General features: G+C 33.5%; 11 protein-coding genes. 10 read left to right on the forward strand and 1 reads right to left on the reverse strand.

Annotated features, from left to right (window positions below):
* Positions 1 to 9: 9 nt before the first annotated feature.
* A complete protein-coding gene (locus ACY3JJ_RS03575; protein WP_463092420.1) occupies positions 10 to 903 on the forward strand; it encodes a LiaF transmembrane domain-containing protein in 894 nt (297 codons plus the stop codon).
* 2 nt (positions 904 to 905) lie between these two features.
* Here the strand turns inward: ACY3JJ_RS03575 and ACY3JJ_RS03580 are convergent, their stop codons facing one another.
* Positions 906 to 1922, reverse strand: a complete 1017-nt coding sequence (locus ACY3JJ_RS03580) for a LacI family DNA-binding transcriptional regulator (protein ID WP_463092421.1) — start codon at positions 1920 to 1922, stop codon at positions 906 to 908.
* Positions 1923 to 2203: 281 nt separating this feature from the next.
* Here ACY3JJ_RS03580 and ACY3JJ_RS03585 point away from each other — a divergent pair, with 281 nt between their 5' ends.
* From ACY3JJ_RS03585 to ACY3JJ_RS03625, 9 genes are all read left to right on the forward strand, one after another.
* On the forward strand, positions 2204 to 4147 hold the full coding sequence (locus ACY3JJ_RS03585) for a peptide ABC transporter substrate-binding protein (RefSeq protein WP_463092422.1): 1944 nt from the start codon (positions 2204 to 2206) through the stop codon (positions 4145 to 4147).
* Positions 4148 to 4229: 82 nt separating this feature from the next.
* On the forward strand, positions 4230 to 5192 hold the full coding sequence (locus ACY3JJ_RS03590) for an ABC transporter permease (protein ID WP_463092423.1): 963 nt from the start codon (positions 4230 to 4232) through the stop codon (positions 5190 to 5192).
* Between the two features lie 32 nt (positions 5193 to 5224).
* Positions 5225 to 6097 carry an ABC transporter permease gene (locus ACY3JJ_RS03595; protein ID WP_463092424.1) on the forward strand — a complete coding sequence of 291 codons (873 nt, stop codon included), beginning with the start codon at positions 5225 to 5227 and terminating at the stop codon, positions 6095 to 6097.
* A 4-nt stretch (positions 6098 to 6101) separates the two neighbouring features.
* Complete coding sequence (locus ACY3JJ_RS03600; protein ID WP_463092425.1) at positions 6102 to 7082, forward strand: ABC transporter ATP-binding protein; 981 nt, start codon at positions 6102 to 6104, stop codon at positions 7080 to 7082.
* Positions 7075 to 8022, forward strand: a complete 948-nt coding sequence (locus tag ACY3JJ_RS03605) for an ABC transporter ATP-binding protein (protein ID WP_463092426.1) — start codon at positions 7075 to 7077, stop codon at positions 8020 to 8022. The genes ACY3JJ_RS03600 and ACY3JJ_RS03605 overlap by 8 nt, the downstream gene beginning before the upstream one ends.
* Positions 8023 to 8050: 28 nt before the next feature.
* On the forward strand, positions 8051 to 9853 hold the full coding sequence (locus ACY3JJ_RS03610; RefSeq protein WP_463092427.1) for a hypothetical protein: 1803 nt from the start codon (positions 8051 to 8053) through the stop codon (positions 9851 to 9853).
* Positions 9854 to 9859: 6 nt separating this feature from the next.
* Positions 9860 to 10867 (forward strand): glycoside hydrolase family 5 protein, encoded by a 1008-nt coding sequence (locus ACY3JJ_RS03615; RefSeq protein ID WP_463092428.1) that lies wholly within the window; start codon positions 9860 to 9862, stop codon positions 10865 to 10867.
* Positions 10868 to 10916: 49 nt separating this feature from the next.
* Complete coding sequence (locus ACY3JJ_RS03620; protein ID WP_463092429.1) at positions 10917 to 11852, forward strand: glycoside hydrolase family 5 protein; 936 nt, start codon at positions 10917 to 10919, stop codon at positions 11850 to 11852.
* Positions 11853 to 11861: 9 nt separating this feature from the next.
* Positions 11862 to 12854, forward strand: coding sequence for a glycoside hydrolase family 5 protein (locus ACY3JJ_RS03625; RefSeq protein WP_463092430.1), 993 nt, complete (start codon positions 11862 to 11864; stop codon positions 12852 to 12854).
* The last annotated feature ends 3 nt before the right edge of the window (positions 12855 to 12857 follow it).

Raw genomic sequence — 12857 nt, forward strand, 5'->3', positions numbered from 1 at the left:
GTATAAATCATGAAAAGAGTATCTGTATTGGGAATTTTTTTGATATTGATAGGAGTGTTATTGTTATTATCGGAGATAGGAATAATCAGGTTCTATTTAAAAGATCTTCTTAGATTTTGGCCATTAATATTTATTTTTTGGGGACTTGATTTAATATTAGGAGAAAGAAGATGGTTTGGTTGGATTTTAGTTTTGATAATTATCGGTTTAACTATACTTATAATCTTTTTCTCTCCTTATAGTAGCCCATATTTTAGAGGTAGAAGTCATGATTTTTATAGAGAATGGAGATATCCTTTTAGAGAGAATTTAAAATCTATTAGTTTAAGTATTACTGTTGATAACAGAAATGTATGGTTGAGAAGTTTGGAGAAAGATAATAAAGAAGATCTGATTTATGTAAATTCTAATACAGGTTTTAAGATTAATAAAGTAAAAGATGAAGAAATAAATGGTAGTTTGAGTTTATGTCTTAATTTTGAAGATTTTGATAGAGAGATTCCTTTTTTTGGAAGAATAGGTAAATTAGATGAAGTAGACATAGAAATCAATTCTAATACTAATATAGATCTTGTATTTAATTCAGGCGTTGGAAATAACACCTTAGATATGAGAAATTTTAAGTTAAATAATTTGGAAGTGAAAGGTGGAGTAGGCAATATAAAAATTTTTTTACCCAAGAGATCCTGTTATGTAGAAGTAGAAGGTGGAGTAGGTAATATAAGTGTATATATTCCAAAAGGTAGTGTTTTAGATCTAACAACAGAAGCTGGAATCGGAAAGGTAACAGTGGATAAGAATATAGAACAAGGAAAAGAAAGCAGTAAAGAAATAATACATTTAAGGGTTAAAGCTGGTGTAGGTAATGTAAAGATTATTTCGGAGGAAAAAGATATTATCTGACATTATCCAGCGGATTTTCTCCATATAAAAGTAGCTGGTATAATTTTGGGTTCGTAATCGTTAGGATTATCAAGAATATGTAAGAAGAGTCTTGCTGATTCTCGACCCATCTCTTCAATTTCCTGTCTTACAGAAGCAAGAGGTGGATCTATTCTTGCATCTATATATAGATCGTCAAAACCAATTATGGATATATCATCTGGTACTTCCCAATTTTCTTCTATAGCAGCATTTATAGCTCCTATTGCCATGTAGTCGCTACAAGCTAACACAGCACTGGGTGGATTTTCAAGTTTTAAAAGTTTCTTCATAGCTTTGTAGCCACCGTCAATAGTTAAGCTTTCTTCAACTATTAATTTTGGATCAGGTTTAACTCCATATCTTTTTAATGCTAAAATATAGCCTTCATATCTTTCTTGTATAAAGCTATGAGTGTTATTTCCTTTAAGAAGGGCTATACGTTTATGACCTTTTTCTAAGAAATAAATAGTGGCATCATATGCTCCTTTTACGTTATCAGTATCTACATATGGATATTTTTTAAGTTTTGATGAAACTTTGCCAACACTTACAAAAGGTATATTGTCATTATATAACATTTCAGGAAAAGGATCGTCTTTTTTCACGTTTGCTAATATATAGCCATCTACTACGCCCTGTTTATATAAAGATATATATTTTTCTGGAATATAGGGTGTTTCAAGCATTGATAACATAATATTATATTCATTTCTATCTAATATTTCTGTTATTCCTTTAATCAAAGGAGGAAAGAAGGCGTCTGAAAGAATAAATCCTCTTTCGTATGGGATAATAAGAGACACAATTTGAGTTCTCGCTTTTGATAATTTTTGAGCAAAAGCACTGGGATGGTAATCATATTCTTGAATAATTTTTAATACTTTTTTTCTTGTTTTTTCACTAACATTAGGACTTCCATTAATAACCCTTGAAACAGTTGCTACTGATACGTTTGCAAGTTTTGCTATGTCTCTTATGTTTATCTTTACTTTTTTCAATTATTTTTCACCCCTTTTTATTTTTTTGTATGATATTATACAAACTTTACAGTAATTATAGCAAATTGAAAATAATAAGTTTTTTTCAGATAGAAATCTTTAAAGTAATGTAATTTTCTTAATTTTTTCTTAAAATTCTATTGACAAAAAAAATTAGTTTAAGATAAAATTATTTTGAAAATATTCACAGCGAGCTAAGGAGGTGATATTTAAGCAAAAACAAATTCTCAAAACGTTTTTCTTTAATGAACCTTTAATCTTTTTGGGGGAGGAGTGATTAGATGCGTAACAAAAAAGGTTTAATTATCTTGTTAGTTTTGATTTCTGTTCTTCTTCTTTCTGGAGTGGTAAGTGGACAAAAAGAAAAAGTCGTTAGCTTGCCTTATTGGGATACACCAGGATTAATTCCTTACTATTGGCAAGCCCAACATATATTAGCTCAAGGTACAATATTTGAGGGATTATTTGGATATGCACCAGATCCCAAGGGACTTGGTGGAGTGAAGGTAGTACCTGTTATTGCTCAAAGCTATAAAGTATCTAAAGATTATAAAGTATGGACATTCAAATTGAGAAAAGATAAGAGATGGTCTAACGGAGATCCAGTAACAGCAAAAGATTTTGAGTGGTCATTTAAGTATTATGCAAGTCCAAAGATTCAAGACCTACCTGCATGGGCAGGACCGCTTCAATTTTTTGAGAATTTCTGGGCGGTAAAAAGTGGTGCTGTTGATCCAGATAAACTCGGAGTAAAAGCTCTTGATGATTATACTTTGGAAATTAGACTTGACGTACCAAGATACGATATGAAAGAATGGCTCTGCGTAGCACAGGGAGTGCCAATTCATAGAAAAACAGTAGAGGCAGATCCACAGAATTGGTGGAGACCCGGGAAAATAGTAGTAAATGGACCATATATACCAGTATCATGGACACCTGGTAAAGATATGGTATTAGTCAAAAATCCAAAATATGTAGGTGAAACTGGTAATGTAGATAAGATTGTGCTTAAGTTCGGAGGACTTGGACTTCAACAATACATGGCAGGAGAACTTGATGCAGCAATGATAGGAAACGTGGCAGAGTATAGATATGTCATGGCAGATCCAAAGCTTTCCAAAGAATTTCATGAAGATGTAATGGATTGCTTCTGGAATGGTTATCAATGGTCTCGTGGATTTGATCCAGTAATGGACAATCTTAAGTTAAGACAAGCTCTTGCAATGGCTATAGATAGAGAAAAACTTTGTAAAGATGTACTTGGTGGAAGAGCATTGCCTCTTGCCAAGTATTGGCCAGATGGTAACCCAATAGGAGACAAACTGAAGGCAATACCATTTGATGTAAAGAAAGCCCAACAACTTCTTGCTGAGGCAGGATATCCAGGAGGAAAAGGCCTTAAGACTCTTGTATTCTATATAACTGGTGGTGGAGATCCTGTTGTAGAATTTATAGTAGATCAATGGAAAAAGAATCTTGGTATAAATGTTATAATAGAAAACGTAGAGTCTGGACTTTATTGGAACTCTTATGTATGGCCATCATTCTCACCAGATTCTAAGGCAGGGTTTACTGTAATAGGTGCTCCAATGAACAACTTAGAAATTGGAGCTCTCTTTAAGAACTCTGATCATACAATATGGTTCTATGACTTCCCAACTTCTGCAAGGAAGAGATATCATGAGCTTAACCAAGAAAACGATGCTTGGTTGAGAAAAGAAGGTGGATTAACTGATGCAGATTGGGCACCACTTCTTGAGAAGAGGAAGACATTATATGAAACTTGGAAGAAGATCGTAGATAGTGAACCTGAAAAACTTTGGAAAGAAGATATTGCAAGAAAACCAACCTGGTTTGAGCGTTTTGATGAATTATATGAAAAATGGAAGGCAGCAAAGACAAAGGAAGAGAAGACAAATTATTGGAGACTTGCTGGAAGAGAAATTACAGGGCAAGAAATATTCCAAAACTGGTATCTTAACCTTTCCAATGAAAGTAAGCAAGCATATAGATGGAGATTTAGAGCTATAAATAGACCATTTAGTGAAGCAGTTAAGATTGCCCATTATGCATTACAGGGTATGCAAGATAGATACTACATGGTGCCAGTTTATCTTGCAAAGGCTCAATGGGTAAAGAATCCAAAACTTGAAGGTTTGATGCTCTATAAGTTCTCTTGGGGTCCTGGATTCTTCAATTTCAAATATCTAAATCTCAAGGATTAAAAATGGATTAAGTTTTTGATAGAATAGGGGGAGGGATAATTGCCCTCCCCTTTTTTAAATTGTTATTAAAAGGAGGTAAAGTATGGGGCTTATAAAGTATATAATACGTAGGCTTTTTACTATTTTTGTCTCAATTGTTGTGGTAATTATTATCACATATATTCTTATGTGGCTTGCACCTGGTGATTTTTTCAATATTGCTCAGTTCCAGGCAAGCGCAGGTAAAGTTGCAACATTAACTCCTGAACAGTTGCAAGTTTTAATAAAAGGGTTTGAAGAAAAATATGGTTTAAATGTACCTTTGTGGAAACAGATTTGGAATTATTTGAAAGATGCATTTAGATTTAAGTTTGGTCCTTCTTTTTCAAATCCTAATGAGCCTATTGAGATTCAGATTGCAAGGAGATTCCCAGTTACTTTTACTCTTGCAATTTTATCTATGGCTCTTGCTGTACTTGTTGGAATTCCTCTCGGAATTATTGCTGCTCTTAAAAGAAATACATGGATAGATTATGTTTCTATGTTCTTCTCTATGCTTGGAAGTATCATTCCAGCTTATTTAATTGGTGTAATAATGGTACTTATTTTTAGTGTAGGACTGAGATGGCTTCCTTCATCGGGATGGGAATCTCCAAAACAAATGATTATGCCCGTTATAGCTGTCGGTTTAGGTCCTATGGCAGTAATTGCAAGATTTATGAGATCAAGTCTTTTAGATGTTCTTAATCAGGATTATATAAGAACTGCTTATGCAAAAGGAGGAACTGATAGAACAGTTATTATGAGACATGCTTTAAGAAACTCTTTGATTCCAATTGTTACTATTATTGGACCTCAACTTGCTTTTTTGTTTACAGGTACTGTATGGATTGAAAACCTATTTAGGGTGCCTGGACTTGGTCAGCTCTTTGTTAATGCTGCATCTATGAGAGATTATCCATTATTGGTAACATCTACTTTTATCCTTTCTCTTTCTGTAATGTCAATGAACTTGTTGGTCGATATTATATATGCATTTCTTGATCCAAGAATTAAATATGAATAAAAGGCTCAAAGGAAAAAGGAGGTTTTTACTAAATGGAAGTTGCAATAAATAGAAAGGTTAAAAGATCAAGCTATTGGAGTTCTGCTTGGAGAAGATTTAAAAGAAATAAAATGGCAGTTGCTGGATTAGTCTATATTATCATAATAATAATTGTCTCCATATTTACCCCATGGATTGCTCCCTATCCTTATGATGAACCTCACTATGCTCATACTTTTGAAAAGCCGAGTGCCAAATTTTGGTGGGGTACTGATGACCTTGGAAGAGATATGTTTAGTAGAAATTTATATGCTATGAGAAATGCTCTGTTAGTGGGTTTTGGTTCCCAAATAGTGGTACTTATTATTGGAGTAATAATAGGCTCTATCGCAGGATATAGAGGTGGAATGATAGATACACTCCTTATGAGAATAACAGATATAATGTATGCGTTTCCTACTTTCCTTTTTAACGTTATTTTAGTTACTGTTATGGGTAGAGGTCTTTTTACAATTCTTGTTGCTGTTGGACTCACAGGATGGGCAGGAATGGCTCGTTTAATAAGAGGTATGGTTATGTATCTAAAACATGCAGAATTTGTTGAAGCGGCAAGAGCTTTAGGAGCTAAAGAATCGTATATTATTAGAAAATATATACTTCCCAATATGTTAGGACCAATTATTGTAAGTTTAGCCTTTGGTATACCAAATGGAATATGGATTGAAGCAGGTCTTGCTTTAATTGGAATGGGAGTAAGACCACCAATGCCTTCTTGGGGTAATATGATTGGAGCTGGAATTGGTTATATAATGGGATTTCCTCATATGGTGATCTTCCCAGTACTTACTTTTGCTCTTACTCTTCTTGCCTTTACATATGTAGGTGATGGTTTAAGAGATGCATTAAATCCAAGGAGTGAGGTATAAAGCCATGGCAGAACTATTAAGAGTTAATAATTTAAAGACCTATTTTGATAGATATGATGGTGTTGTAAAAGCGGTTGATGGTATAAGTTATAAGGTAAATTATGGGGAGACTCTTGCGATTGTGGGTGAAAGTGGATCAGGAAAAACTGTTTCGGTTCTTTCTCTTTTAAGGCTTATTAAAAGAAATGGAAGAATAGTAGATGGAGAAGCTATTTTTGATGGTAAGGATTTATTGAAACTAAATAAAGAAGAACTGAGACAAGTAAGGGGTAAAGATATTTCTATTGTTTTCCAAGATCCAATGACCAGTTTGAACCCCATAATGAGAGTAGGTATCCAGATAATGGAACCTATTTTGTGGCATAAAGTAATGTCTGATAAGGAAGCAAGGGATAGAGCTATCGAACTTTTAAGACTTGTAGGAATTCCTGAATACAAGACAAGAGTTTGGGATTATCCATTCCAATTTTCAGGTGGAATGAGGCAAAGGGTTATGATTGCAGTGGCCCTTGCCTGTAATCCTAAACTTGTTATAGCTGATGAGCCTACAACAGCTTTAGATGTTACAGTAAGAGCTCAAATATTAAATCTTCTTTCCGACATGAAGGAAGAGTTTAAAACCAGTGTAATATTTATTACTCACGATATTACACTGGCTATGAATTTTGCTGATACAATAATGGTCATGTATGCAGGAAAGATATCAGAGTATGCATCTACTGAGAAGTTTATTAGAAATACATTACATCCATATTCTCAAGGTTTGATTTCATCTACTCTTGATATAAATGCAAAAGAGGGTTCATTAAGACCTATTCCTGGAAACCCACCAAGCCTTGTTAATCCACCATCTGGCTGTAGGTTCCATCCAAGATGTTCATATGCTCAAGATATATGTAGAGAAGTAGAGCCAGAATATAAGGAAGTAGAAGATGGACATTATGTGGCATGTCATTTAGTGAAGGGAGGAAAATTCAATGCCTGAACTTTTAGTTGTTAAAAATTTAAAAAAGTATTTCCCTGTTAAAAAGAAGTTTTTGAGAGCAGTAGATAATATATCTTTTTCTTTAGAACAAGGAGAAACGTTAGGTCTCGTGGGAGAAAGTGGTTCTGGAAAATCTACCTTAGGTAGATCTATACTTAGATTGATTGAACCAGATGCTGGAGAGATAATTTTTGATGGGGTTGATTTGAGGAAGCTTAAGGGTGAGGAGTTAAGGCAAAAAAGGAGATTTATGCAGATAATTTTTCAGGACCCATTAGCTTCATTAAATCCTATGATGACAGTCGGGCAAAACATAGAAGATCCATTAATAATTCACAATATAGGGACAAGAGAAGAAAGAAGAAGAGCAGTAGAGGAACTTCTTGATATAGTAGGTTTAGGTAGAGAGGTAATAGATGCTTTTCCTTATGAGTTTTCTGGGGGTCAACAGCAAAGAGTAGGAATAGCAAGAGCTCTTGCTTTAAATCCTAAATTTATTGTTGCAGACGAGCCTGTTTCTTCATTGGATGTATCTATACAAGCTCAAATTGTTTCCCTACTTTATGAACTAAAAAGAAGATTTAAGATATCTTACCTTTTCATATCCCACGACTTGGCAGTGGTAAGATACCTATCTGATAAAGTTGCTGTAATGTACCTTGGTATTATAGTAGAAATGGCTCCAAAAGAAGAATTATATACAAATCCATTGCATCCATATACAAGAGCTCTTCTTGCTTCTGTACCTAAGATGCCGAGAGATGGGGAAAGGCAAAGAAGATTTTCAGCATTAAAGGGAGAAGTACCTTCTCCTATAGACTTGCCTCAAGGTTGTAGATTCCAAAGCAGATGTGAGTATGTGATGGAAACATGTAGAAAACAAGAACCTGCCTTAAGGGAGGTTTCTCCAGGACATTTTGTGGCATGTCATTTAGTATAGGTGTTTAAGGGGTGAGAGGGGTTCAATTGTGAGAGATTTCATATTGTTTTTGATTTTGTCAATAATATTAATTATTTCTGGGTGTATGAAAGAAAGTAGTGTAGGAAGTAGTATGGGATCTTATGAGTCAAGATATAAAGACAATAGACCTTTGAATATATTAGGGATTGATATCCCTAAAATGGAATTAGGAAGGTATAATTTATTTGAAGTGTCTATTTTTCTACAGGGTTCATACTTGAATCCTTTTGACCCCCAAGAAATAGATGTAGAAGGAATTTTTGAAGATCAGTATGGTAGTCAATATAAGGTTCCAGGATTTTTCTATCAAGAATATAAAAGAGAACTAAAAAATGATTACGAATATTTGGTTCCTGTGGGGGATCCATATTTCAAAATAAGATTTTCTCCAATAAATATAGGCTCATATAAATTTTTTATAAAAGTTAAAGATAAAACAGGAAGAGAAGTCTCATCAGATAAATATACTATATATGTAAAGGAATCTGAAAAACCCGGGTATATAAGGGTTAGCGAAAAGGATTGGCAATATTTTAAGTTTGATAATGGGAGACAATTTTTACCTATTGGGGCGAACATTTGTTGGGCAACATCTAAGGGTACTTATGATTACGATGTATGGCTTCCTAAATATGCTGAAAATGGTGGAAATTATTTTAGAGTTTGGCTTGGACCTTCATGGGCTACTTTTGCTTTGGAAAGGGAATCTGTTAAAGAATATGATCTTAAAAATGCGTGGAAACTTGATTATGTATTAAATTTAGCGGAAAAATTAAATATGTACATAATGTTTTGTTTTGACAGTTACAATGAACTTAGATATCAGAAGGAAGGAGCATATCCATATTGGGAACATACACCCCATTATGAAAAAAATGGAGGACCCTTGAAAGAACCCAAAGATTTTTGGACTAATAATGAGATGATTAAATATTACAAAAATAAATTAAGATATATTGTAGCAAGATATGGTTATAGCACTAATGTTTTTGCTTGGGAATTTTGGAATGAGGTAGATATTATTTCTCCAACTGCTTTTGTTATAGGAGAGGTTAAAAAGTGGCATGAAGATATGGCTAAATATCTTAATAGTATTGATCCCTGGAAACACCTAATAACTACAAGTTTTGCTTTCTCTCCTGGAAAACCTGAGATTGACAGTATCTCTGGATTAAACTTTGTACAAACTCATATTTATAAAAGCAATAGATATATTGATGCCCTATTATCTCTTATAGCTTATAAAGAAAAATATAGAAAACCTCATCTTGTGGGAGAATTTGGATTGGATGCTGGTGGAAATGATCCTTGGGTAGATCCTAATGGGTGTGTTATACATAATGCTATATGGACTACTGTTTTGTCTGGTGCTTCTGGTACTGCAATGTCTTGGTGGTGGGATAATCACATTCATCCTAATAATCTTTATTTTCATTATAGGGCTTTAGCAGATTTTGTTAAGGATATAAATTTTTTAGAGGAAAAATTTGAAAGGTTAACAAATTATAAATTTAACGTCTATAATAGAGAGATTAAGGTTATAGGACTTCAAGGTAAGAAATATATACTTTTATGGCTTTATAATGCTAAAGAGGCCTATCAATATAAAAAAGATATTCCTAATATGGATAGTTCGAAATTCTTAGGCAGTATTGAATTATTAATAAAACCCCCAATTAAAGTAATCTACTATGACACATATAGAGGTGAAAAGATTAAGGAATTAGATTTAGATAAAAATGTAATTCCTATTATTGAGTTTGAAAGAGATTTGGCAATAAAAATAGAATTATTAGGGGAAGGAGAGTGATTATTGATGAAGAAGATATTACTTTTTTCCTTAATCTTCCTATTCGTTCTCTCTTTTTCTTTTAAGGAGGTCCATTCTCAAGCCAAAATACCCATTAGAAGAGGAGTTAATCTTACTGGTCTTGAGGCCCCTTTTGAAGGTTCATGGGGGGTATATATAAAGGATGAGTATTTTGATTTAGTAAAAAAAGCGGGTTTTGACCATGTGAGAATTCCAGTTAGATGGAATGGGCATGCATTATATGAACCCCCATATACTATAAGGGATTACATATTTAGTAGAGTAGATCAAGTGATTGATCTTGCTTTTAAGAATGGATTGTATGTAATAATAAATATCCATAATTATGACGAAATAATGCAAAATCCTGAAAAACATAAAGATAGGTTTCTTGCGTTATGGGATCAGATAGCAGAGCATTATAAAAATTATCCAGATACTTTATGGTTTGAGCTTTTAAACGAGCCAAATACAAATCTTACACCTCAGATTTGGAACGAATATTTGGCTGAAGCAATAAAGATAATTAGAAAGACAAATCCAACGAGGAAGATTGTAGTAGATACAGCAAATTGGGCAAATTATAGCACTATTTCCTTCTTAAAACTTCCTGAAGACAAAAATCTTGTGGTAAGTTTTCATTACTATAATCCTTTCAATTTTACCCATCAAGGAGCAGATTGGGTACAGCCTCAGCTTCCAATAGGTGTTAGATGGACTGGTTCAGATCAAGAAAAGAAAATGATAGAGAGGGAACTTGATTTTACTGTTGACTGGGCAAAAAGAAATGGGAATGTACCATTGTGGATGGGAGAGTTTGGAGCATACTCAAAAGCTGATATGGAATCAAGAGTGAGATGGACGGATTTTGTAGCAAGATCTGCAGAAAAGAGAGGAATAGCTTGGGCATATTGGGATTTTGCATCGGCAGGTTTTGGAGTATATGATGGGTTAAATAAAATGTGGAGAATACATCTTTTAAAAGCGTTAATCCCAGAAACAAAAATAAGATGATCGATGTTTTTAAAAAATAAAATGTGTTTGTTAAGGAGGTAAATTTATAATGAATATTCCAATAAGACGAGGTATAAATTTTGGAGATGCATTAGAGGCGCCTTTTGAAGGTGCATGGGGTGGGCATATTATTAAAGATGAATATTTTAAGTTAGTAAAAGAAGTTGGTTTTGACCATGTGAGACTTCCAATAAAATGGAGTATATATTCAAAAAAGGAATCACCCTATGATGTAGAGAAAAAGATTTTTGATAGAGTGGATCATCTTATAGAGCAGGCTTTTAATAATGGACTTTATATAATTATTAATATCCATCATTATGATGAAATAATGCAAGACCCACTGAAAGAAAAGGATAGATTTTTAGCTATATGGAAGCAAATCTCAGAACATTATAAGGATTATCCCCAGTATTTATATTTTGAATTATTGAATGAACCTACTTATAATTTGTTTAGTGATTTATGGAATCAATTTTTAAGAGAAGCGATAGAAATTATTAGGAAGACTAATCCTGATAGAAAAATTGTAGTAGGACCTGATAATTGGAATAGCCTCTATAATCTTGATAAATTAATTGTTCCTGAAAATGACAAAAATATTATAGTAACTTTTCATTATTATAATCCTTTTAATTTTACACATCAGGGAGCAGGATGGATAAAAGTAAATTTACCTGTCGGGGTTAGATGGTTAGGTACAGATGAAGAAAAGCAAATGATAGAAAAGGAACTTGATATAGCGGTTAATTGGGCTAAAGAACATGGAAATATACCTCTTTATATGGGAGAATTTGGAGCATACTCAAAAGCAGATATGGAATCAAGGGTTAGATGGACGGATTTTGTGGCAAGATCTGCAGAAAAGAGAGGAATAGCTTGGGCATATTGGGAATTTTTCTCTGGATTCGGAGTTTATGATCCTGAAAAAGATGAATGGAGATTTCCTTTATTAAGAGCTTTAATACCAGAATTAAATTTTTAGGAGGTAAATATGGCTAAAAATGTAATTCCAAGATGGAGGGGTTTTAATTTACCCAATTTGTTTTCATATTATCATTATAAAGATTTTGAAGAAGAAGATTTTAAATGGATATCTGACTGGGGGTTTGATTTTGTAAGAATTCCTCTAAATTATAGATTCTGGATAAAGGATGATGATATTTATTATCTAAGGGAAGAGTTCTTCGAAAAAATAGATAAGGTAATTTCATGGGGCCAAAAATATCACGTACATATATGTTTAAATTTTCATCGTGGTCCAGGTTACAGTGTTAATCAGGAATTAAAAGAGAAATTTAATTTATGGAAAGATGAGGAAGCTTTAAGTGCTTTTTGTTACCATTGGGGATATTTTGCAAAAAGATACAAAGGTATATCATCAAAAGATTTGAGTTTTAACTTAATTAATGAACCACCCCACGTATCAGATGATATTATGACAAGAACTGATCATGAGAGAGTAATAAGGAGAACGGTAGATTTTATAAGGAAGATTGATAATGAAAGGCTAATTATTATAGATGGCATCTCTTATGGAAACGAGCCTTTACCGGAGTTAATTGATCTTAATGTTGTACAAAGTTGTAGAGGGTATTTGCCTATGGGACTTACCCATTATAAAGCAAGTTGGGTGGGAGGGGAAAGCTGGCCTGAGCCTAAGTGGCCTGGAGCATGGCATTACGGAGAATATTGGGATAGGGGTAAGCTTGAAAAACATTATGATAGATGGGTAAGTCTGATGGATAAAGGCATAGGTGTTCATTGTGGAGAGATGGGAGCCTTTAAGTATACACCTCATAAGGTAGTACTTTCTTGGATGAGAGATCTTTTGGAAATATTTAAAGAAAGAGGTATGGGTTATGCTCTTTGGAACTTTAAAGGACCTTTTGGAATTCTTGACTCTGAAAGAGAAGATGTGGAATATGAGGATTGGTATGGACATAAGTTAGATAGGGAGATGTTAAGATTATTACAAGAATTTTAAGAT

The sequence above is a fragment of the Dictyoglomus sp. DH genome, from assembly GCF_055181375.1.

What these genes read in the sequence shown, in the direction of transcription:
- ACY3JJ_RS03585 (WP_463092422.1), top strand. Translation starts at nt 2,204, where the DNA reads ATGCGTAACAAAAAAGGTTTAATTATCTTGTTAGTTTTGATTTCTGTT.
- ACY3JJ_RS03615 (WP_463092428.1), top strand. Translation starts at nt 9,860, where the DNA reads ATGAAGAAGATATTACTTTTTTCCTTAATCTTCCTATTCGTTCTCTCT.
- ACY3JJ_RS03590 (WP_463092423.1), top strand. Translation starts at nt 4,230, where the DNA reads ATGGGGCTTATAAAGTATATAATACGTAGGCTTTTTACTATTTTTGTC.
- ACY3JJ_RS03620 (WP_463092429.1), top strand. Translation starts at nt 10,917, where the DNA reads ATGAATATTCCAATAAGACGAGGTATAAATTTTGGAGATGCATTAGAG.
- ACY3JJ_RS03600 (WP_463092425.1), top strand. Translation starts at nt 6,102, where the DNA reads ATGGCAGAACTATTAAGAGTTAATAATTTAAAGACCTATTTTGATAGA.
- ACY3JJ_RS03575 (WP_463092420.1), top strand. Translation starts at nt 10, where the DNA reads ATGAAAAGAGTATCTGTATTGGGAATTTTTTTGATATTGATAGGAGTG.
- ACY3JJ_RS03625 (WP_463092430.1), top strand. Translation starts at nt 11,862, where the DNA reads ATGGCTAAAAATGTAATTCCAAGATGGAGGGGTTTTAATTTACCCAAT.
- ACY3JJ_RS03605 (WP_463092426.1), top strand. Translation starts at nt 7,075, where the DNA reads ATGCCTGAACTTTTAGTTGTTAAAAATTTAAAAAAGTATTTCCCTGTT.
- ACY3JJ_RS03595 (WP_463092424.1), top strand. Translation starts at nt 5,225, where the DNA reads ATGGAAGTTGCAATAAATAGAAAGGTTAAAAGATCAAGCTATTGGAGT.